This is a genomic window from Cellvibrio sp. KY-GH-1 (assembly GCF_008806975.1).
Lineage (GTDB): Bacteria > Pseudomonadota > Gammaproteobacteria > Pseudomonadales > Cellvibrionaceae > Cellvibrio.
The window spans coordinates 5,120,956-5,141,900 of the sequence record NZ_CP031728.1; the positions used below are offsets into that span (position 1 = coordinate 5,120,956).

Consider the following 20,945-nt stretch of genomic DNA (forward strand, 5'->3'; position numbering starts at 1 on the left):
GCTCCATAAATTTTTCCTACCGTGTCTGAATTATTTTGTGAGCCGCTATTTTTTAGCGGCTCTTTGTAAGCGGGTTGATGTAAGTGCTAGTTACAGTTTGGTAATGCGGAACCAGTTAATGTTCCATCCACCTTGCTGAGCGTAAATGCCTACATTAAATGTACCTGCGCTGAGCGTGACCGTGTGGCTTACGGTGGTCCAGTTTTGCCAATCGCCGGTTGCAGGAATGGTGACATTACCCAGCAAAATAGAACCGCCATTTAAATCCAGGGATAGCATTGAGCCGGTCGGGCTGGCTACACGGTATTCAACCAAATAGGTGCCGCTGGCCGGGAAATTGATGTTGGTGAATGCCATCCAATCGCCCGCATCTATCCAGCCAACGTCTTGTCCGCCGCCAATATCCTGTGTTGTCTCGGTTTGAACTCCGGCCATAAATGCGTAGGATTCAGCTTCAATTTTTTGACTGAATGCTGTTCCAGAACTGGTGCTGGATGAGCTGGCATTGGTTGAGCTAATTGCAACACTGCTGGCAGCCGAACTTGATGAAGCGGTTGATCCACTCATTGCAAATTCAACCCAGGGAGTGTCCATGGCGCCAATGGTTTGTGCGATGGTAAAGAAGTAACGCACAATCGCCCCTGCAGGAATACCGGTTAATTCATAACTGTTGGAATTATCTGCATTGTGTGCCATACGAATATTTTGTTGGCCGCCGCCATTCACAGTGAAGTGAATATCAGCCCAGGCAGCATTGTTTGCAAAAAACGTCACTGTGTTTCCGTTTGCAATGCTGTGACCATAATTTTCGTTAGCAACAGATGAGCTAGATTTTGAGCTACTCATAATTGATGAGCTACTCACAGCAATGCTGGAAGCCATTGAACTGGTTGCAGCAGAACTAGTGGATTTTGATGATCCAACACTGCTCTTGCTCGATGAACTCAAGCTGGTGGCGACGCTGGAATTACTGGAAGGCGTACAGCTGGTATTGGTCGGCAATGCGTCCGGTGTTTCCCCTGTGCGTTTAATACGGAAGCTGTTGGCAGGAACATTCAGCGTCATGCCATCAGAAAACAAAACATATTGTGCGCTGCAACCAAAGTTGTAGGCGATGTAAGTCATGCTGCCATTTTTATTAAACGCAACGGCCGTTGGGCTGCTTGCAGTTAAAGCGCCGGTACCCGTGGAGAGTTGGCCTAATTGTTTTAAGGTATAAATCCACTGATAGGTGTGCGCTTTGGTTTCACCCGCCTCCGGAACATAATTAAATCCGTAACCGAGTAAATCGTCGACGGCCGCTTGACCATCGCTCATCGCCCAAATATTCCACCAGACATCGCGCCATTGATCGTTGGGCAAGCCGGATGGTTTTCCATTGCTGGATTGGGTCATACCCAGATCAACATACTTGTCGAGATAATCTGCATGTTGACCGATATGAAACACTAATGGACTCAACGGAAGGCCCTGAATTCCTAAAATATGCGCGTAGGCACCACTGAACCAGGTGGAGAAAACATGGCCGTTGCCCCAAATAATGGATGTGGTCATTTTTGGATAAGCCGCATCAAAGTTGTCGTAATCGCCGGTTAAACCACGGAAACGGTCGATGTTATTCCAGTACTCCCAATAAGCGGCAGTAGATGAGGCATGTAAATAAATGCCGCGATCAGTAATGGCTTTATTACGCGTGATTTGTCCGTACAAAATCATTGCGCCGTAAGCGTTGGCGGCTTCAGATGTGGATTCGTTATTGTTGCCCAACACAAAATTTGCATGGCCGGACGCCCAGGAAAAACCATTGGCGGGATCAAAATTGCGCAGGTAGGGGAACATGGCGTCGTCACGCGCAGCGGCGTAATCGCGAATTAATAATTCCACCATAGGGCCGTAGTTAGCAGTGTTACACCAGGTTGCATCTACGCGGCAAATTTCTGCGGCAGCGCGGACAAAGTAGCCGTAGTGGAAATGGTGGTCGTTTAATTGTTGTTGAGCACCAAATGATTCGTCGTAACCGAGTAAGGTATTCCAGTTGCTGTCGTAGGAAAAATATTTGGTAGTGTCTAATCCGCCATTGGTATTTGCGCGAAACCAATCCTGCAGTTCGGCTTTGAGCCAATTAATTAATTGATCGGCTTCTGCGGTCATACCAATTGAGCGGGCGATAGCGGCCAGCTCGGCAACCTTGCCATAATTTTTTCCCGCCCAGTAGGTATCAGTTGCACTGTTCCAGCTTGCTGCACCTTGATTAACAAATTCAGTCACCAGTGTTTTTAACTGATTGTTATCGTAGTCGCCGATATTTTCCGGCAAATAAGGCAATACACCCACAAACGGAAGCGTGTAGCTGTAATTTTTCGTAGCTGCAAATTTGGTAATGCCGCGCGCGCTGCGAACTTTATAGCCACTGGTTGCCTGGGTGGAATTTTTCCATGCCATGGGCAGCATCCCGGCCATGGTATTTACAGCAACATTGTTAAAAAAGTACTGATGAGTCACAGTGACTTTATTATTGCTGCGGTTCACGCTGTAGTTGATGGTGACCTTATCCACTGGCTGAGTCGCGTATTGGATAAAATCCTGAATCATTGCAGTTGATGGTGTCGTCGCTGTGGGTAAGAGTGTGACGGTTACGCGTTTACTGCTATTGGTAATGCCGACCGTGTTGGTATTGGCATTATTAAAGGTGGTGGCGTCATGACCGGTCACCAAAAAGTAATTGCCGTTGCCGGCAACGTTGGTCCACACGCCGAGCGTATTTCCTTGTTGATAGAAAACTCCTTTTTCCCCGCTGTCAGCGGCTTTGGTACGCAATTGCAAATTGCCTTTTAATACCGTGAAGTAGGCGTACGCAGAGCCGTGTACAAAAGTGGCTTCCATTACCGGTGTGCTGCCACTGTTCCATTGCACGGTTACTGAGCCATCGCTGTAATCTTTTAAATAGGCTTCAAGGTTGTTGTAGTCGCTATTGCCAATTGCAATTCCATCGAAAACTTCATTAAAGGGATCCGGAATGGAATATTGTGTCGCCGTCGGCCCGGTGCGCAAACCGCCGGGAATGCCCAAAATGCGTACGCCGCGGTCGGTAATTCGCGCAGTCATAGGGTCGGGGGTGATGTAGCCGGCTCCGTTAGGATCACCGACTTTCATTTCACCCATAAAGGAAATTGATCCCCACCAGCGATGAGTCATGGTGGGTTTGCTGCTAGCCGGCGCGACTTTTTGTGGGAAGATTGGCGTAGGTGCGCCTATGGGGCTGCAGCTGCTAACCCCGGGCTTTACTATGCCGGCGTTGTAAATCCAGTTGCCGTGATCGACGGCGCATTTGTAACCAGCGGGGTTGGGGCTATCGCTGATATTGCCCGCACCATAATTTGTTATTGCGGCCGAACAGGCAGGTGCGAGCGCAACTACCCCTAGCAATAGGGCATGTCGTAGTAATTTCATGGAAGCGTCCTTTTATTATTGAGTAGATGGGTTGTTGGATCTGGCGTTTTGAGGCTGGGTCCTGGAAACCGGCCTCTTGATTGAGCGTTATTGTTAGTAGTGGTTGTGCAAGTCACACAAACCCTGAGCAGACTAAGGTGCCCGGTAGATTAAATCGTCCCAAGTTGAAAGTAATTTCAAGGTGGGAGGGTTCACTTTGCTGCTGGCAAAGCGGGAATCGAGTATAAATAGCACCGGTTTTTGGCCAAATCGCAATGTCTTTGGAGGAAAAGCAATGGGAAAGCAGTACACGGAAATCACCGAACCGCTTAAAGAGTTTATAGCGCGTCAGAAAATCTTCTTTGTCGGCACGGCGACTGATTCCAGTCGAGTCAATATATCGCCTAAAGGTATGGATTCACTGCGAGTTTTGGATGCGAATCGCGTGATCTGGTTGAACGTGACCGGCAGTGGCAACGAAACGGCAGCGCACTTGCAAACGCATCCGCGTATGACGGTCATGTTTGCCGCCTTCGAGGGCGCCCCCATGATCTTGCGTTTATACGGTAGCGCCAAAGCCATTCATCAGAGTGATGTGCAGTGGAGAGAGTTGTATGGAAATTTCCCGCCGAACCCGGGGGCGCGGCAAATTTTCGAGTTGCAGGTGGACCTGGTACAAACCTCCTGTGGCATGGCGGTTCCCTTCTTTGATTATGTGGAAGAGCGCGAACAATTAAATCAGTGGGCCGTCAAGAAGGGCGATGAAGGGATCCGCGAGTATTGGCGTGATAGAAATCAGGTAAGTCTGGATGGCGTATCGACGGGAATGGCGGATAAGCTTTAATCAATTCTGAGTGGTCGCATGCATCTATTCAATAACATGCATCTATTCAAAAAAAAGGGCCGCTAAATGCGGCCCTTGTTTTTGTGTGTTACCGAACGCTTAAAAGAAAATCCAATAAATCAACGCGATGTACAAGCCGTACTGCAATACATAATAAAGCGGCTTGTTAAAGGCTTTGATTTTCTTACCCAGAATGCGGATTTGATACAGGTAAGCAAACGCGCGATTTAAAAATCCGACTTTATCGCCCTTCACATTTTTGGTGGCCGCACCGGCTACTACCAGACGCGAGAACCCTTCGTTAATCCAATCTACCCATTTGAAATCCACCGGACGCTTAACATCCAAGAAGAGGATGATGCGATTGTGATCCGTTTTGTTTTCCGCATGATGAATAAAGGTTTCATCAAACATCACCGCTTCACCATCGCGCCAGGAGTATTTCTGACCGTCTACCGAGATATAGCAATCATCGGAGTTGGGAGTGATTAGCCCCAGGTGGTAGCGCAGCGAACCCGCGTAAGGGTCGCGGTGTTTACCCAAGCGGGCACCGGGTGGCAGCATGGTAAACATTGCGCCTTTTACATTAGGCAAGCTGTTAATCAACTCGACGGTCTTGGGGCAGAGTTGCTCCGCTGACTTCAAATTGGCGCCGTACCATTTCAGGTAAAAGCGTTTCCAACCGGTGCGGAAGAAGGAGTTAAAGCCCAAGTCATCCAGGTCGGCCGACGCTTTGATGTGTGCTTCCTTGTTCAGATTGACTGCTTCATCGCGAATTACTTCCCAGTTGTCTTGCAGTATTTTCAGTTCGGGAAACTTGTCTACATCGATATAGGCCGACTGGGTGTCTTTGGAGAAGAAATAAAACAGGCAGTTGATCGGCGCCAGAAAGTTGGAGTGGTCGGTCAGCTTGCGGGTGAACTTATCATGTTGGACAACTCCCCGGTTCTGCACATACAGGGCGGCGAGGACAAACACGGCGAGAACGATTAATCCCATAGGTAAAACTCCCGGTGGTCTTGGACAAGCCGGAACAATACCGATTGGTATGTAAAATTACAAGCTGATTAATGTCACCTTTTGTAGCAGCTTGTAACAATGTATAGCGAATTCGAATGTATATTTAGGTGACAAGTAACATTTTTGACAATAACTTATAAGAATTTCCTCAATAAATTTAATGTCTTTGGGTTATGTGTGGTTCAGCCCATACCGATCTGTCTATACTTTGCTCAGGCATTTGAGTGCCGCAGCGGCGGCCGATGTGCGGTTCTCTACCCCTAACTTTTTGAATATTTGCTCCAGATGCTTGTTAACCGTTCGCGGGCTCATTTCCAGAATCTGGCCAATTTCGCGGTTGGTTTTGCCATTGGCAATCCACAGTAATACGTCTGCTTCGCGGCCGGTAACCGCAAACTGCTGTTTCAACGCCTGGGTGTCCTGCTCGGGCTCATGGCCTTTATTGAGCCGAAGCAAGTATTCCTTGCCATCCATTAAGCTGAGAATTTCCAGAGTGAAGGTCTGCAATAGGCCGGTGAGCGTTAGTTGGCGACCAGCGTCCGGTTTATGGCTGAGCCAATCGCGCAGTTGGTTGCTGGTAGTGTTCAGCAATTGCGTGGATTCGCTAATTGCGCCACCCGTTTTTAGTAATTCATAAACTTGGGGTGTGGCCCACAATAATTGGCCGCTGGTATCCAGCGTTAATAAATATTGGCCGGCGGAATCCAGTGCGGCGCGCGCACTTTGGGTGATACGAGCATTCGCCAGATGAACGCGCATACGCGCAACTAATTCATCGGCTTTAATGGGTTTGGTTATGTAATCAACGCCACCGGCGCCCAGCCCCATCACAATGTGTTCGGTATCGCTCAGGCCGGTCATAAAAATAATAGGCACATCGGCAAGTTGAGGGTTTTGTTTCAAACGTTTACAGGTTTCAAAGCCATCCATATTGGGCATGATGGCATCCAGCAAAATAATATCGGGGCGAATATTCTGAGTGATGGTAAGGGCTTGGCTGCCTTCCAGTGCCACTAGCACGGTAAATTTTGCGTCCTCCAACACATCATTCAGCATGTGGATGCTGTCGAGCGAGTCATCGACAACCAACACAACATTACTGCTACTCATCATAATCGTCTCCGGAAATTCCAATGGTCAATAAGGCTCAGTGGCGGCGCTGTAGTTATCAATCAATTCGAGCAATTTTTCGAATTGAAAATTAGCGCTGTAGCTGGCGAGTTGTTGTAATAGTTCGGTAGCGGCAGCAGGGTAGATGCCGCTGTTTTGTAGTTGTTGAATTTTTTCGATTAAACCTTTTTTGTGACCGATGGCGGCGAGCCGCGCTAATTCATCCAAATCCGCATCGCTTAGCGTGCAGGTCTTGTCGCTGGCGATTAAGTTGGATTCTGTCTGCGCGGCTGCGATTGTTTGCTCATAGCACCACGTGAGATTTAACAAGCGGCCAATGTGATCCAACAGCAGAGGTACACGCACGGGTTTAATGACGTAAGCATTATGCAAAGGTGCTGCATCTGAATCAGAAAAATCGGAATCCTTCCCTTCGCTGGCATCGGCAGACACCATAATAACGGGTTGTTGGAAATGGCTTTCTCGCAGCAATTGCAGCAGCTGCCAGCCGTTCAAGCCGGGCATGGATACGTCCAGCATAATTAAATCCGGTGCGGTTTCGTTATCCTGCTGCTGTGCTAACCATTCCATCGCCAGAAGCGGATTGTCTAACTCTGCAATATCAAACCCGAGCGGTGCGAGTAGCGCGCGCATTAACTGGCGATGGGAAATATCATCGTCCACCAATAGTAAGCGGCGCACCGGTCCTTTGTAGCCATAAATAGTTTGGACAGGAATATTGAGCGAATCGCCAGCGGGATTGTTGATGCTGGCAAGCATTAAACTGGCTTTAAAAATACTGCCTTTGCCGGGAGTGCTGGAGACGGAAATATCGCCGCCCATAATATCGGCGAGCAGGCGCGAGATGGTTAACCCCAGGCCGGTGCCAGTTGCGGTAGAGCCGGGGTTGCGCACTCGCTCAAAGGGGCGAAAAATTCGTTCAATATTTTCAGCGGCTATGCCTTCACCCGTATCTGACACAGTAAATTCTGCAACCTGACTGCGATAACGAATTTTGAAAGTGACGCTGCCGCTGTGCGTATATTTAATAGCGTTGGATAAGAGATTAATTAAAATTTGGCGCAAGCGTTTTTCATCGGTGCGCACCAACTCGGGAAGGCGATCTTTGCACTCGTAAATAAATTGCAAGCCTTTGGCTTCCGCTTGCAGGCGAAACATTTGTACTAATTGTTCCAGCAAAATAGCAATCCGCACTTGATCGCGGTGTAGATCCAGTCGGCCAGCTTCAATTTTGGAAATATCCAATAGGCCTTCAATTAAATCGGCAAGGTGCTCCCCGCTGCGACGAATGACGCTCAGCGCATCGCGTCGGTGCGCTGGCATGCTTGGGTCTTTTTCCAATAGTTGCGCGTACCCAAGTACAGCATTGAGTGGCGAGCGCAATTCATGGCTGATACCCGTGAGGTAGCGGCTCTTGGCTTGATTGGCAGCCTCGGCCTCTTCTTTGGCTGCTTGCAGTGCACGGTCGGTGCGTTCGTGCGCCTCGATCTCTTCCATCAACAAACGCGTCTGACGTTGTGTTTCTTCCTGCGCGACCAAGCGGCTTTCGTGAGCGAGCACAAATAACCAGCTGACCACACCGGTGACTATAACGAGCAGGAAAAATACTTTCCACAGTGTTGCTTCCAGCAATGCTGCGGTTTCGGGTGCATCGATCGGTGTTTGGAAATAAATTAACGAGAGTAATATGGCAGATAGGCCGTTAATAACGGCTACCAGAATTAAGAAATGGCCGAGGCGCGAATTAATATTGTCGGTAATTGCCGCAGGTAAAAAACGTTTAATAAATTCACCCACTTGCTCGGTGTAATTCGCTCCGGGTTTACAGTGATCGTTGCAGCGCGCATCCAACGAACAGCAAAGTGAACAGATATGGCCTGCATAGGCAGGGCAATAGGTCATATCCTCAAGTTCAAATTTGTGTTCGCATATACAACAGGAGAGGCAAGCGTGTTTCGTATCCGCCAGATTTTTTTCAGCAACGAGATTGATCGTCGGGCGTGCGAGGTAATAACGTCCTTTCGTTGTCCAGGCAATTAAGGGCGCGCACACCAGAGCCACACCGAGTGCAATAAAATGAGAAAGTGCCTGCGAAATATCGCCAAGCAAACCGCTGTGACAGGCGATGCCGGTTATTGAAGCAATCAGCATTGAACCAACACCAACCGGGTTAATGTCGTACAGGTGCGCGCGTTTAAATTCGATATGCGGCGGACTAAATCCTAAGGGTTTGTTGATGACTAAATCCGCTACCAATGAACCTAACCATGCAACCGCAACTATGCCGTAGTAACCCAGCGTTTGTTCAAGCGCGCGATAAACCCCCAGTTCCATTAACAGCAACGCGATTGCCACATTAAATACCAGCCATACCACGCGACCCGGGTGGCTATGCGTCAAGCGCGAGAAAAAATTTGACCAGGCAATGGAGCCGGCGTAAGCGTTGGTGACGTTAATTTTTAGTTGACTGATAATGACAAAAATACCCGCCACAGAAAGCGCCACTTCCGGTGAATTGGCGATATAACTAAACGCCACCATATACATACGGGTTGGATCAGCCGCTTCGACGATACCAATGCCGTGATTCAACGCGAGCACCGCCAAAAATGAACCGGCCAGAATTTTAATGGTGCCGATAATAATCCAGCCGGGCCCACCCGCAATAAGCGCTGCCCACCAGCGCCATTTTTTGTCTGCTTGTGGTGCAGGCATAAACCGCAAAAAATCGACTTGCTCACCGATTTGTGCAATCAGTGAAAACACCACCGCGGAGGCCGCACCAAATAATAAAATACTCACCCCTTGTGAGCCGTCCGAATTTTGCAAACTGCCCGAAAATTCGGTCCAGCTTTCTACTGCACTGGCGTCGGCATAAATAATAAAAACGAAGGGTAGCAGCTGCAGCACAATCCACAGCGGTTGGCTCCACAATTGAAAGCGACTGATAAAGGTAATGCCGTGCGTGACGAGCGGAATAATGACCAGTGAACTGATCAGATAACCCCAGACCAGTGGAATGCGAAATAATAAATCCAGGGCCATCGCCATGATCGCCGCTTCCAACGCGAAAAATATAAAGGTGAAGGAGGCGTAGATCAGCGACGTGATGGTAGAGCCGATATAACCGAAGCCAGCGCCACGGGTAAGCAAATCAATATCGACGCCGTATTTAGCGGCGTAGTAACTAATGGGAATGGCCGTGAGAAAAATAATCAGGCTAACGGCACAAATAGCGGCAACGGCGTTATTGAATCCGTAATGCAGAGTAATCGCGCCGCCAATTGCTTCCAGTGCGAGAAATGAAATTGCGCCCAATGCAGTAGTAGCCACCCGTGCCGCGGACCAGCGTCGCGCACTTTTGGCGGTGAAGCGCAATGCATAGTCTTCCAGTGTTTGATTGGCAACCCACTGGTTATAATTTCGCCGCACGCGAAAAATATGTTGCTTGGCGGTCATGGTTTCCCCGTTAAACAGCTGTTCATCCGGGAACGTCTCGTTAGTGAATAAGTGGTCAAATAAAAATAGGTGCGCTTTTTGTGTGCAACACATTTCTTGCGAGTTTTGTTTTGGTGCGCCTTGCGGAAATTTAAATAGCCGCAATGGCGCAAGCGCTGACGTTTAAAGTTTCATGCGTTTCTCTAGTCAAGCGTCGTACCAACTTTGCCTGGTAGCCTTGTTCGGCTAGCACTTTCTTCTTTAATTCTTTTGGAAAATACGCAAATCCACACTCGCTCACTATGCGTTAAATGACGTAGTGCGGTGAGTTATTTATCGAATGGTTTGCCCTGTCCCATCCCTCTAGATTGGGAAGCGTGAAATCGCTTCTGGATTCGCCAATCGTAATCACTTGCTAATGACTAGAGGAAAGACCATGAATATGACCATGCGCAATACCCTGCATTCTGGACGGCCTGCGAAAGCCGTCAGCACTTGGAAGAAATGCCTGCTTACGCTCGCCGCCTCATTAGCGATAGGCAGCACTCAGGCTGCCGATGTGAATTCAACCGGCTTGGCGGTGACGGATACCAGTGTAAAAGTCGGTATCTTGCACTCGGTTACCGGCACCATGGCGATCAGTGAAACCGGATCGGTACAAGCAGAAAAATTAGCGATTGATCAAATCAACGCGATGGGCGGAGTGCTCGGGCGCAAAATTGAATACATCCAGGAAGACGGTGCGTCCGATTGGCCGACCTTCGCGGAGAAATCAAAAAAATTATTGGTGAACGACAAAGTGGCGGCGGTGTTCGGTTGCTGGACTTCTGCATCACGTAAAGCCGTGTTGCCAATTTTTGAACAATACAACGGCATGCTCTATTACCCAACTTTCTACGAAGGCCTGGAGCAATCGCCTAACGTCATTTACACCGGCCAAGAAGCTACCCAACAAATTATTGCGGGTATTGACTGGGTAACCAAAACCAAAGGTGCTAAATCTTTCTACCTGCTGGGTTCAGATTACATTTGGCCGCGTACCTCCAACAAGATTGCGCGCAAGCACATTGAGAAGTTGGGCTTGAGTGTTGTGGGTGAAGAGTACTACCCACTGGGCCACACCCAATTCAACTCAGTGATCAACAAAATCAAACTGAAAAAACCGGACGTGATTTACGCGATTGTAGTAGGTGGTTCTAACGTGGCTTTCTACAAACAATTAAAAGCCGCTGGTATTGATATGACCAAAGAGAAACCACTGGTGTTGACCATCTCGGTAACGGAAGACGAAATCCTCGGTATTGGTGGTGAAAACATGGTAGGTGCTTACGCGTCGATGAAATACTTCCAAAGCTTGCCAAACGACAACAACAAGAAATTTGTTGCTGACTTCAAAGCTAAATACGGTAAAGACATAGTAATCGGTGACGTAACCCAAGCAGCTTACCTTGGCCCATGGTTGTGGAAAGCCGCGGTGGAAAAAGCCGGCTCATTTGATATCGATAAAGTGCGTGCTGCATCACCGGGTATCGAGCTGACGACTGCACCTGAAGGTTATGTGAAGATTCACCCGAACCATCACCTCTGGTCCAAAACCCGTATCGGCCACGCACGTACAGACGGTCAATATGACGTAGTGTTCGAAACCAAAGATTTGATCGAACCGGATCCATTCCCGAAAGGTTATCAATAACAACAAAAGCACAACCAGCCTTCGGGCTGGTTGTTAGTTTAAAACCGCAATGCTGGGGAGTGAGGAGGATTATTTGTGTTAAAACCCTGTGCGGCATGGACGCTGATTTGAACCCACAAAGAAGTGTTTACCGCGCGTTTTAAAACAAATAATCCTCTTCGCACCGACGTGCAAATCCAGTAAAGAATTTTTTAAATCGAGATGAGGATACAGCCATGTTTGCTGAATACAGTACCTCGGAGTTGTTATCGATCTTTGCGATGCAAGGCGTGGCGGGATTGATATTATTTTCAGTGTTTGTACTTATGGCCCTGGGGCTGGCAATTATTTTCGGCCAAATGGGTGTAATCAATATGGCGCACGGGGAATTTATGATTCTCGGCGCTTACGTAACTTATTTAACCTCCAATGTGTTTTCGACTTACCTCCCGGATTTTTTCAGCATCTACTTTATTCTCGCGATGGTGCTCGCCTTCATTGTCGCCGGCGCCCTGGGCGCGTTTGTCGAATGGGCCATGATTCGCCATCTTTATAATCGACCGCTGGACACCTTGCTCGCGACCTGGGGCTTGAGTTTGATCCTGCAACAACTGTATCGCACTGTATTTGGTGCGCGCGAAGTAGGGGTGACATTGCCAGATTGGTTAATGGGCTCCTACCAATTGACTGACAGTATCGAATTACCAATTAACGGCTTATTCGTCATGAGTCTCGCCATAGGTATTTCACTCGCGGTGGCGATTTTAATGTATCGCTCGCGCTGGGGCACACAAGTACGTGCGGTAGTGCAAAACCGCGCAATGGCTGGTGCAGTAGGCATTAATACCGCCAAAGTAGACCGAATTACGTTCGCATTGGGTTGCGGTATTGCCGGTGTGGCCGGTAGCGCCTTCACCATGATCGGTTCAACCGGACCAACCTCGGGACAGTTGTACATAGTAGACACTTTCCTGGTGGTGGTATTCGGCGGTGCATCGAGTTTGCTCGGCACAATCGCCTCGGCCTTCAGTATTTCGCAAGCGCAATCCACCATGGAATTTTTCATGAGCGGCTCTATGTCCAAAGTGCTTACGCTCCTGTTTGTTGTGTTCATTCTGATGTTGCGCCCGCAAGGTTTGTTTACCTTGAAAGTGCGTCGTTAAGAGGAGTAGATGATTATGTCTTATCAAGGTTTTGCATCACTCTTTCCCAAAAAAGATACGCTTGGATTTTTGGTTCTCGCGTTAATTCTGGTGGTGGTATTGCCACTGTCTCTCGATATTTTTCGTCTTAATCTGGTGGGCAAATATTTAACCTACGCATTCGTTGCTGTGGGCTTGGTACTTTGCTGGGGCTATGGCGGTATTTTAAGTTTGGGTCAGGGCGTGTTTTTTGGCTTGGGCGGTTACGCCATGGCAATGTTTTTGAAATTGGAAGCATCAGATCCCGAGAGCACCAAAATTCAATCCACGCCCGGCATTCCGGATTTTATGGACTGGAACCAACTCACTGAGTTGCCACTTTTCTGGGAACCCTTCCACAGCTTTGGATTTACGCTGGCCGCGATTATTTTATTGCCCTGCATCTTCGGCTATATCATCGGCGTTGCCATGTTCAAGCGTCGTGTAGGTGGCGTTTACTTTGCGATTATTACGCAGGCATTGGCTGCCATTCTCACCATCCTGATTATTGGTCAGCAAGGTTATACCGGCGGTGTAAATGGTATGACCGACCTGCGTACCTTGCACGGCTTTGATATTCGCACCGACAGCGCCAAATATTTCTTTTACTTCCTCTGCGTCGGCATGTTGTTCTTGTGTTTGTTCGTGGCGCAATTTGTGCGCAAAAGTAAATTGGGGCGTTTGTTGGTGGCCATGCGCGATAAAGAAGACCGCGTGCGTTTCTCCGGTTACGACGTGGCCAACTTCAAGATCTTCGTGTTTTGCTTGGGCGGTGTGTTCGCTGCTATCGGCGGCGCCATGTTTACCTTGCAAGTGGGTTTTATGTCGCCAACGCTGGTCGGAATTGTACCTTCCATTGAAATGGTAATTTTCTGCGCGGTGGGCGGGCGTCTCTCGATTATCGGTGCGGTTTACGGTGCGTTGATTGTTAACGCCGCGAAAACGTCTTTCTCTGAAAGCTTCCCTGAACTCTGGCTGTTTGCGATGGGCGGTTTGTTTATTGCCGTGGTCATGGCGTTCCCCAACGGTTTAGCTGGTTTATACAACACCTACGCGGCACCCAAAGTGGATGCCTTTCTCGCGAAGCTGTTTACCCGAAAGCCGCCGGCCATAGTTGAAGCACCTGCATCGGCAACCCCGGCTGTATCAAGCAAACCTGTTGCAACCAAAACTGAAACGTCGGTTATGCCGCAAGGAGCCGTCCATGAGTAGTAATACTGATTTTGTGCTTGCCGTTGAGGGCCTGACAGTTTCGTTTGACGGTTTTAAAGCCGTGAATGATTTAACGTTTTATGTCGATGAACATGAGATCCGCGTAATTATCGGCCCCAATGGTGCGGGTAAAACCACGGTGCTGGATTTAATTTGTGGTCGCACCAAAGCAACTGATGGCTCGATCAAATTTCGTAATCGCGAATTAACCAAATTGCGCGAGCATGAAATTGTGAAAGCCGGTGTGGGGCGTAAATTCCAGAATCCATCTATTTACGGTGACCTCACCGTATTTGAAAATTTGGAAATTTCGTTTCCGCGCGGCCGTTCGGTGTTTGGTGCGCTGGCGTTTAAACGCGATGAGGAAGTGATTAACAAAGTGCATGAAGTGGCCAATATGATTTTCCTCGGCGACCAATTGGATCGCCAGGCTGAGTTGCTCAGCCACGGGCAAAAGCAGTGGTTGGAAATTGGTATGTTGCTGATGCAAGACCCGGACTTGCTGATGCTCGACGAACCTGTCGCGGGTATGTCAGTCGGTGAGCGGCAGCAGACAGCGGAATTGTTGCGCAGCATAATCAAAGACAGATCGGTAATTGTGATCGAGCACGATATGCAATTCGTGGCGCAAATCGCCGACAAAGTAACGGTATTGCACCAGGGGAAAATTCTCGCCGAAGGTTCGGTGGACAAAGTCAAGAATGATCCCAAAGTGATTGAAGTCTATTTAGGCCATTAATTCCGTGAGTTCACTCAAACGGCTTGGAAGAGGAATTGATTATGTTAGCTGTATCAGATTACCGCGTAAGTTATGGCCAAAGTGAAGTCTTGCACGGCTTGAATTTTGAAGTGAAACCGCGCGAAATTGTTGCGGTAATGGGGCGCAACGGCATGGGTAAAACCACGCTCATGAAATCCTTGATGGGCGTTATTCCCAGCTCTGGCGGCAGCGTAAAACTGGAAGGTCAGGAAGTGAGCCAGCTAAAAAGTTTTCAACGGGTCGCCAATGGTTTCGGGTTTGTGCCTCAGGGGCGCATGATTTTTTCCAGCATGACCGTGAAAGAAAACATCGAAACGGGTTTAACCACCACCAAAAAGCGATCTGTACCGAAAGAACTTTACGATATGTTTCCGGTGTTGTTGGAAATGCGCAATCGCCGCGGCGGCAACTTATCGGGCGGGCAACAGCAACAATTGGCAATTGCTCGCGCGTTGGCAAGCGATCCGAAATTACTGTTTCTGGATGAGCCCACCGAAGGGATTCAGCCATCAATTATTCGCGAAATGGGCCGCACGTTAAAAGCCATTCGCGACCAACGTGGGCTGTCGATTGTGGTGTCTGAGCAGGTGCTAAGTTTTGCGCTGGATATAGCTGATCGCATCCTGGTGATCGAGAAAGGCCAAATCGTGCATGAAGAGTTGCGCGAGTCGGTCAACGAAGCCAAGGTGGCTTCTTATTTGTCGGTGTAAATCGTTAACAGTATTCTCCGGTAGTACTTCAGCTTCAGCCAGCTTTCGCTAAGTCTCGGGCGATTGCTGGCCTTTTTTATCTCCGTGTTTCTTCAATTAATTCAACGTAATTTGAGTCAATCGCTACCTGGGTTAATCATTTCTATCGGGTGGCGGTTCGCGCCCATCGGGCCCTCCTTGTGGTTCTGGCATATTGTCGGGGCGGCAGGCCAGGCTGGCGGTTGCGTCGGCGTTTGGTGGCGAGCTGCAAGTGCCGCTCATCAATTCATCATTGCGCCCGGCGAAGCTGCAGGGGTCATTTTCCACCAAACCCTTGCAGGCCAGTAGCGCCTCTTCCGGTGGACCAAACTGTTTGCCATTGCGTTCCGGGCGCTGATTTTCGGCGGCGTAGACCGGCTGCAAAAATACATTCAAAAAAATACCTGCTATGCCAGCGATTTTAAGTAGTCGAGTTGATGTCATCGGTACCTCATGGTGTTAGTGATTCGTTAACAACTATTTCTGAGATAAATATTTCACCGGTTGGTTCGGTGGTGTTTGGCGCTATCACAGTCTTTGCACAATTGTGCGGGTTGGTCTTTGTCTATGGGTTAAATGACGTAGTTGCGCGAGCTATTTGTCGTATGGTGGCGCCAGCGACTGGCGTAGATACTGACCCCGTTCTGTGACGAATTGTCCAACCCACACCAGGAGTCAGACCATGGCTGAAACGATTATCAAAATAGATTTAAAAAAATCTCCCTACGAAAATGAAATGATCCACAACCGTTGGCATCCGGACATTCCAATGGTTGCGACAGTAAAACCCGGTGCGGACTTTATTATTGAGTGTTACGACTGGACAGGCGGGCAAATTAAAAATGACGATTGCGCCGATGACGTGCGCGATGTGGATTTGTCGCAAGTGCATTTCCTTTCTGGCCCTGTGGGTGTGGAAGGGGCCGAGCCAGGCGATTTGTTGGTGGTTGATATTTTGGATATCGGCGCCTTTCAGGAAAGTCTCTGGGGTTTTAATGGATTCTTCTCCAAAAATAACGGCGGTGGTTTCTTAACAGAACATTTCCCCGAAGCGCAAAAATCCATTTGGGATATTAATGGGATGTTCACCAAATCTCGCCATGTCCCCAATGTGGAATTTGCCGGTTTGATTCACCCGGGTTTGATTGGTTGTTTGCCTTCCAAAGAAATGCTGCTGGAGTGGAACAAGCGCGAAAAAGAATTGTACGACACTGAACCGGATCGCGTCCCTGCGTTAGCGACTCTGCCTTACGCGGACACTGCTCACATGGGCAAAATGACTCCGGACGCCGCCAAGGTTGCCGCTGCTGAGGGCGCGCGTACAGTGCCACCACGTGAACACGGTGGTAACTGCGACATTAAAGATTTGTCGCGCGGCTCCAAAATTTATTTTCCGGTGTATGTGAAGGGCGGTGGTTTGTCAGTCGGTGATTTGCACTTCAGTCAGGGCGACGGTGAAATTACTTTCTGCGGTGCAATTGAAATGGCGGGTTGGATTCATTTACGCGTGAATCTGATTAAAGATGGCATGTCTAAATACGGAATCAAAAACCCCATTTTCAAACCAAGCCCCATTGCTCCCAAGTATGATGACTATTTGATCTTTGAAGGTATTTCCGTTGACGAATACGGCGAGCAACATTATCTGGATGTTCACGTGGCGTATCGTCAGGCGTGTTTGAATGCGATTAATTATTTAACCAAGTTTGGTTACAGCAAGGCTCAGGCCTACGCCATATTGGGTTGTGCGCCGGTGCAGGGGCATATCTCCGGAGTGGTGGATATTCCTAACGCCTGTGCGACCTTGTGGTTACCGACGGATATTTTTGATTTCGATGTAAATCCTACCGCTGAAGGTCCGACTAAAAAGGTTACCTCGGGAGTGGATATACCTTTGTCGAAAGATAAATAAGCCTTGACCCCTCCCAGCCTCCCCCTTGAAAAGGGGGAGGAGCTAAGAGTTCCCTTCCCTTATGAAGGGGAGGGCTAGGATGGGGTAAGGTTTTCCATCCCTTTATGAAGGAGCGGAGCTAAAAGTTCCCTCCGCTTAAATTAGGAGAGAGCTAGAGTGGGGTTAGCCTTGAGTTAACCAAGCTCGCTCGAATCAACACCTAACAGCTACATAAAAATCGGAGTTAGTCATGCCTGTTTACGACTACAAATGCGCTGACCATGGTTTGTTTTACGAATTGGCCGCAATGGAAGATTCCAGCAAGCCTATGGCGTGCCCGACCTGTGCGACATTGTGCGCGCGTGTAATTATGCTCGCGCCCGAATTTTTGGATATGAAAAAAGAAAACCGGTTTGCGCATCAGCGCAATGAGACGGCAGTGCACGCCCCGGTACTTTCTACGCCTGAGTATCGCGCGGAACAAAAAGCCCGTCGCGAACATAAACACGGTAAAGGTTGTGGATGCGGAGATAAGCCAATTCGCAAGTCCAATCTGCTGTTTACTGCCGAGGGCAATAAAATGTTTCCGTCCATGCGGCCCTGGATGATCAGTCACTAAGCTTTCTAATTGTGTTTCGGCGCACGTAAGGTATCGATGTATTCATTAAGTGTGCCGAACAAATCACCGAGAATTTCCGGTTCTTGCATGCACTTTGCCGCACCCATGATGCCTTGGTAACTCGCCATGAGGAACATGGCAATTTTGGTAGGATTAATATCGCTGCGCACATAGCCCTGGGTTTGGCCAATTTCCAGCGCCGAGACTATCGCTTGATAAATTGCAGCCATTACTGCCTCAAGCCGTTGGTGAAAGCCTTCGTCAATCGCCGCCATTTCCTGATTCAAATTATTAAGCGGGCATCCGTTGAAGCGTTGTTCATTTTTATAACAGTCTGCTTTCCATAAAAAAAGCTGCTGCATTGCGGTCAGTGAATCGGGGTGTTTTTGCGCAAATTCATTCCATGTCGCATGGAAGTGCTCCATGAGAATTTCGTCGACAACGGCATAGCCAAGCGCTAACTTGTTGGGGAAATGATGGTAGAGCGCGCCCTTGGCTAAATTGGTTTTCTGTAGAATTGCCTCAATACGCATGCCCTGATAACCATTTTCATAAATTTCTTCATGTGCGGCTTCTAGAATCCGGGTGCGAGTTTGCTCGGCATTGCGCTCAGTAACCATGATGCGGCTCGTAAAAATGGGCGATTGGTAATGCTTATTATGAGTAGGTGGTTGGTGTAGATGCCTTGCCAATACACGTAGGTATTAAGTTAAAGTTAAACCGACCAACTGGTCGGTAAACATTAATTGAAGCCCGGCTAGCTTGTCAATTCCCCGGTATTAATTGGTTAAACAGGTTGGCGCATCTAACCTTTTCTTAAGCTTGATTTAAGTGAGTAATGCTAGGTTAAGTGACGTTAACAGGCTGATTTAACTCATATAAGCTTGTACACCCATCACGCCTGACGTCGTCCTGACGAAACGGTGACGGTTAACAAATGATAATAACTGAATAGATAAAGAGGATTAATATGAACGCACCTTCTCCGATTACCCGTTATACATCGCTGATGATTGGTCTTCACTGGCTGATGTTTGTGTTGCTGGTTGCCGTTTATGTCGCGATGGAATTTCGCGGAATTTTCCCCAAAGGCAGTGAGCCGCGCGAGCTGATGAAAGCCCTGCATTTTATGTTGGGGATTTCAGTGTTAATTTTAGTGGTAGTGCGTATAGCTGTGCGCTTTTCCAGCCCAATTCCGCCGATAGTGCCTGCACCCAAACCATTAGAAAATGTTCTTGCGAAGATTATGCATTTATCGCTGTATGCTTTTATGCTGTTTATGCCAATTGCCGGGTGGATTATTTTGAGCGCAGAAGGTCATGGGGTGCCTTTTTTTGGTTTGGAGTTACCGCCTTTGACTGAAAAGAATCATGATCTCGCAGAGAACGTTGAGCATTGGCACGGTCTGGTTGGTGAAATAGGTTACTACCTGATTGGATTGCACGTTCTGGCTGGCTTGTTTCATCACTACGTAAAACGCGACAATACGATGCTGCGCATGTCGTTAATTAAAAAAGAATAACTCCAGTTTACCGATTACTTTTTTGCGAGAAATAGTTATGCCCCATCGCCATCATGAACGTCATAGATCCCACCATTCCGGTTGGCTGCGCGCCGCCGTATTGGGCGCGAATGATGGCATTATTTCTACCGCGAGTTTGATGATGGGGATGGTTACTGCGGGCGTTTCATCCTCGACCATTTTGTTAAGCGGTGTTGCAGGTTTGGTCGCGGGCGCTATGAGTATGGCGGCGGGCGAATATGTGTCGGTCCGCTCGCAGGCGGATACCGAAGCGGCGGATATCGCGCGCGAAACGCTCGAATTGGAAACCAATATTGAAGGCGAACATCGCGAGCTGGAAGAGATTTACGTCGCGCGCGGCTTGCAGCGCGAGCTTGCACGTGAAGTGGCGACCCAACTCATGGCCCATGATGCGCTGGGTGCCCATGCTCGTGATGAGTTGGGAATTACCGAGATTTTTTCGGCGCGCCCGTTAGAAGCGGCAGTGACTTCCGCATTAACTTTTTCGGTCGGTGCTGCAATTCCGTTGTTGGTTATATTGCTGCATCCGCCACAATATCTTGCGTTTGCAATTACGTCGGTTTCATTAATTGCGTTAATTGTGCTCGGTGGCCTTGCCGCAAAAGTGGGTGGGGCCAATGGTATTATTGGCGCTGCTCGCGTCGGGTTCTGGGGCGCTGCCGCTATGGCAATGACAGCGGCTGTTGGACATTTTTTTGGCGCAGTGATCTAGTTACTCAATTCTGGCCTGCGTCAAAAGCGCTCAGGTTCAATCAAAAATATAGGCGATGACTTCGCTCATAGCGCGATTAATCCGGGCGAATTTATCCGCGTCAGCCATTATGGTTTCGGCACTCTGTGTGTAGCGCGAACCATCAATATCTTCAGCACAATGTGCGATTAATGCGGCGGCGGATGCCGGTGTGGTTTCCAAATGGAATTGAAAACCAAAAACCTTGTCGTTAACGACAAACGCCTGATTTGCACAGCCATCACTGCGCGCTATGTGTAGCGCACCTGCGGGAATTGCAAAGGTATCGCCATGCCAGTGGAAAACCTCGGGGAATTTTGCCAGGGTTAGGGCAATGGGGTGAGCGCCAGCCTCCGGTAAAATCTGCAGTGGCAACCAGCCGATTTCCTTAAACGCATTACGTGTGACTTTGCCGCCCAGCACATCGGCGATTAACTGCGCGCCCAGGCAGATTCCAATCACAATTTTGCCCGCATCAATCGCCGCTTTGATGAGAGTTTTTTCATCCGCCAACCAGGGGTAAATCGCTTCATCGTAAATTCCCATCGGGCCACCCATCACAATTAACGCATCAAAACTGTGCAGGTCCGGTGTTGTATCGCCGCGGTACCAGTGAGTACAGGTAAGGGAATAGTTGCGCGCTGCAAAGTCGCTGGCCATGCTGCCAATATCTTCAAAGGGAACGTGTTGCAGACTATGAATGCGCATAAAAAACTCCGTTAAGCGGGCAAGTGGGTATAAGCGGGC

18 protein-coding genes are annotated in these 20,945 nt (G+C 48.7%); 11 read left to right on the plus strand and 7 right to left on the minus strand.

Annotation, left to right across the window (positions count from 1 at the left end; genetic code table 11):
* Window positions 1–90 precede the first annotated feature (90 nt).
* Window positions 91–3,450 carry a glycosyl hydrolase gene (locus D0C16_RS21540; RefSeq protein WP_151034244.1) on the minus strand — a complete coding sequence of 1,120 codons (3,360 nt, stop codon included), beginning with the start codon at window positions 3,448–3,450 and terminating at the stop codon, window positions 91–93.
* A 274-nt stretch (window positions 3,451–3,724) separates the two neighbouring features.
* Here D0C16_RS21540 and D0C16_RS21545 point away from each other — a divergent pair, with 274 nt between their 5' ends.
* On the plus strand, window positions 3,725–4,273 hold the full coding sequence (locus D0C16_RS21545; protein WP_151034245.1) for a pyridoxamine 5'-phosphate oxidase family protein: 549 nt from the start codon (window positions 3,725–3,727) through the stop codon (window positions 4,271–4,273).
* A gap of 99 nt (window positions 4,274–4,372) precedes the next feature.
* Here the strand turns inward: D0C16_RS21545 and D0C16_RS21550 are convergent, their stop codons facing one another.
* The 3 genes from D0C16_RS21550 to D0C16_RS21560 all read right to left on the minus strand — a co-directional run bounded on the left by D0C16_RS21550 (window position 4,373) and on the right by D0C16_RS21560 (window position 9,883).
* Window positions 4,373–5,272: an aspartyl/asparaginyl beta-hydroxylase domain-containing protein gene (locus tag D0C16_RS21550; protein WP_151034246.1), complete on the minus strand. Its 900-nt coding sequence runs from the start codon at window positions 5,270–5,272 to the stop codon at window positions 4,373–4,375.
* A gap of 222 nt (window positions 5,273–5,494) precedes the next feature.
* Window positions 5,495–6,406, minus strand: coding sequence for a response regulator (locus tag D0C16_RS21555; RefSeq protein WP_151034247.1), 912 nt, complete (start codon window positions 6,404–6,406; stop codon window positions 5,495–5,497).
* A 24-nt stretch (window positions 6,407–6,430) separates the two neighbouring features.
* Window positions 6,431–9,883 carry an ATP-binding protein gene (locus tag D0C16_RS21560; protein WP_151034248.1) on the minus strand — a complete coding sequence of 1,151 codons (3,453 nt, stop codon included), beginning with the start codon at window positions 9,881–9,883 and terminating at the stop codon, window positions 6,431–6,433.
* A gap of 421 nt (window positions 9,884–10,304) precedes the next feature.
* On the opposite strand from D0C16_RS21560, the gene urtA reads away from it, so the two are divergent.
* The 5 genes from urtA (at window position 10,305) to urtE (ending at window position 15,397) form a co-directional block, all read left to right on the plus strand.
* Complete coding sequence (gene urtA, locus D0C16_RS21565; protein ID WP_225319061.1) at window positions 10,305–11,555, plus strand: urea ABC transporter substrate-binding protein; 1,251 nt, start codon at window positions 10,305–10,307, stop codon at window positions 11,553–11,555.
* Between the two features lie 215 nt (window positions 11,556–11,770).
* Entirely contained in the window at window positions 11,771–12,697 is a 927-nt protein-coding gene (urtB, locus tag D0C16_RS21570; RefSeq protein WP_151034249.1) for an urea ABC transporter permease subunit UrtB, read from the plus strand.
* Between the two features lie 15 nt (window positions 12,698–12,712).
* Window positions 12,713–13,927 (plus strand): urea ABC transporter permease subunit UrtC, encoded by a 1,215-nt coding sequence (gene urtC, locus D0C16_RS21575; RefSeq protein WP_225318804.1) that lies wholly within the window; start codon window positions 12,713–12,715, stop codon window positions 13,925–13,927.
* Window positions 13,920–14,666, plus strand: coding sequence for an urea ABC transporter ATP-binding protein UrtD (urtD, locus tag D0C16_RS21580; RefSeq protein WP_151034250.1), 747 nt, complete (start codon window positions 13,920–13,922; stop codon window positions 14,664–14,666). The genes urtC and urtD overlap by 8 nt, the downstream gene beginning before the upstream one ends.
* Before the next feature lie 41 nt (window positions 14,667–14,707).
* The gene (gene urtE / locus D0C16_RS21585; RefSeq protein WP_151034251.1) at window positions 14,708–15,397 is read left to right on the plus strand and encodes an urea ABC transporter ATP-binding subunit UrtE; all 690 of its coding nucleotides are present in this window, start codon (window positions 14,708–14,710) and stop codon (window positions 15,395–15,397) included.
* 132 nt (window positions 15,398–15,529) lie between these two features.
* Here urtE and D0C16_RS21590 read toward each other — a convergent pair whose 3' ends face one another.
* Window positions 15,530–15,859 carry a hypothetical protein gene (locus D0C16_RS21590; RefSeq protein ID WP_151034252.1) on the minus strand — a complete coding sequence of 110 codons (330 nt, stop codon included), beginning with the start codon at window positions 15,857–15,859 and terminating at the stop codon, window positions 15,530–15,532.
* Here D0C16_RS21590 and D0C16_RS21595 point away from each other — a divergent pair.
* From D0C16_RS21595 to D0C16_RS21605, 3 genes are all read left to right on the plus strand, one after another.
* The gene (locus tag D0C16_RS21595; protein ID WP_151034253.1) at window positions 15,853–16,065 is read left to right on the plus strand and encodes a hypothetical protein; all 213 of its coding nucleotides are present in this window, start codon (window positions 15,853–15,855) and stop codon (window positions 16,063–16,065) included. The genes D0C16_RS21590 and D0C16_RS21595 overlap by 7 nt on opposite strands.
* 32 nt (window positions 16,066–16,097) lie before the next feature.
* Complete coding sequence (gene fmdA / locus D0C16_RS21600; protein WP_151034254.1) at window positions 16,098–17,327, plus strand: formamidase; 1,230 nt, start codon at window positions 16,098–16,100, stop codon at window positions 17,325–17,327.
* Window positions 17,328–17,556: 229 nt separating this feature from the next.
* Entirely contained in the window at window positions 17,557–17,925 is a 369-nt protein-coding gene (locus tag D0C16_RS21605) for a zinc ribbon domain-containing protein (protein WP_151034255.1), read from the plus strand.
* Window positions 17,926–17,930: 5 nt separating this feature from the next.
* On the opposite strand, the gene D0C16_RS21610 is transcribed toward D0C16_RS21605, so the two are convergent.
* On the minus strand, window positions 17,931–18,545 hold the full coding sequence (locus tag D0C16_RS21610; RefSeq protein WP_151034256.1) for a TetR/AcrR family transcriptional regulator: 615 nt from the start codon (window positions 18,543–18,545) through the stop codon (window positions 17,931–17,933).
* 350 nt (window positions 18,546–18,895) lie between these two features.
* Between D0C16_RS21610 and D0C16_RS21615 the strand changes: the two genes are divergently transcribed.
* A complete protein-coding gene (locus D0C16_RS21615) occupies window positions 18,896–19,447 on the plus strand; it encodes a cytochrome b (RefSeq protein WP_151034257.1) in 552 nt (183 codons plus the stop codon).
* 37 nt (window positions 19,448–19,484) lie between these two features.
* Window positions 19,485–20,180 carry a VIT family protein gene (locus tag D0C16_RS21620; RefSeq protein WP_151034258.1) on the plus strand — a complete coding sequence of 232 codons (696 nt, stop codon included), beginning with the start codon at window positions 19,485–19,487 and terminating at the stop codon, window positions 20,178–20,180.
* A gap of 36 nt (window positions 20,181–20,216) precedes the next feature.
* Here D0C16_RS21620 and D0C16_RS21625 read toward each other — a convergent pair whose 3' ends face one another.
* The gene (locus D0C16_RS21625; protein ID WP_151034259.1) at window positions 20,217–20,906 is read right to left on the minus strand and encodes a type 1 glutamine amidotransferase; all 690 of its coding nucleotides are present in this window, start codon (window positions 20,904–20,906) and stop codon (window positions 20,217–20,219) included.
* Between the last annotated feature and the right edge of the window lie 39 nt (window positions 20,907–20,945).

Bases quoted from the DNA above. Each gene is read 5' to 3' on its own strand.
- urtE (WP_151034251.1), top strand. From the start codon at position 14,708: ATGTTAGCTGTATCAGATTACCGCGTAAGTTATGGCCAAAGTGAAGTC.
- urtB (WP_151034249.1), top strand. From the start codon at position 11,771: ATGTTTGCTGAATACAGTACCTCGGAGTTGTTATCGATCTTTGCGATG.
- D0C16_RS21620 (WP_151034258.1), top strand. From the start codon at position 19,485: ATGCCCCATCGCCATCATGAACGTCATAGATCCCACCATTCCGGTTGG.
- urtD (WP_151034250.1), top strand. From the start codon at position 13,920: ATGAGTAGTAATACTGATTTTGTGCTTGCCGTTGAGGGCCTGACAGTT.
- D0C16_RS21545 (WP_151034245.1), top strand. From the start codon at position 3,725: ATGGGAAAGCAGTACACGGAAATCACCGAACCGCTTAAAGAGTTTATA.
- D0C16_RS21555 (WP_151034247.1), bottom strand. From the start codon at position 6,406: ATGATGAGTAGCAGTAATGTTGTGTTGGTTGTCGATGACTCGCTCGAC.
- D0C16_RS21610 (WP_151034256.1), bottom strand. From the start codon at position 18,545: ATGGTTACTGAGCGCAATGCCGAGCAAACTCGCACCCGGATTCTAGAA.
- urtA (WP_225319061.1), top strand. From the start codon at position 10,305: ATGACCATGCGCAATACCCTGCATTCTGGACGGCCTGCGAAAGCCGTC.
- D0C16_RS21560 (WP_151034248.1), bottom strand. From the start codon at position 9,883: ATGACCGCCAAGCAACATATTTTTCGCGTGCGGCGAAATTATAACCAG.
- D0C16_RS21590 (WP_151034252.1), bottom strand. From the start codon at position 15,859: ATGACATCAACTCGACTACTTAAAATCGCTGGCATAGCAGGTATTTTT.
- D0C16_RS21550 (WP_151034246.1), bottom strand. From the start codon at position 5,272: ATGGGATTAATCGTTCTCGCCGTGTTTGTCCTCGCCGCCCTGTATGTG.
- fmdA (WP_151034254.1), top strand. From the start codon at position 16,098: ATGGCTGAAACGATTATCAAAATAGATTTAAAAAAATCTCCCTACGAA.
- D0C16_RS21605 (WP_151034255.1), top strand. From the start codon at position 17,557: ATGCCTGTTTACGACTACAAATGCGCTGACCATGGTTTGTTTTACGAA.
- D0C16_RS21615 (WP_151034257.1), top strand. From the start codon at position 18,896: ATGAACGCACCTTCTCCGATTACCCGTTATACATCGCTGATGATTGGT.
- D0C16_RS21540 (WP_151034244.1), bottom strand. From the start codon at position 3,450: ATGAAATTACTACGACATGCCCTATTGCTAGGGGTAGTTGCGCTCGCA.
- D0C16_RS21595 (WP_151034253.1), top strand. From the start codon at position 15,853: ATGTCATCGGTACCTCATGGTGTTAGTGATTCGTTAACAACTATTTCT.
- urtC (WP_225318804.1), top strand. From the start codon at position 12,713: ATGTCTTATCAAGGTTTTGCATCACTCTTTCCCAAAAAAGATACGCTT.
- D0C16_RS21625 (WP_151034259.1), bottom strand. From the start codon at position 20,906: ATGCGCATTCATAGTCTGCAACACGTTCCCTTTGAAGATATTGGCAGC.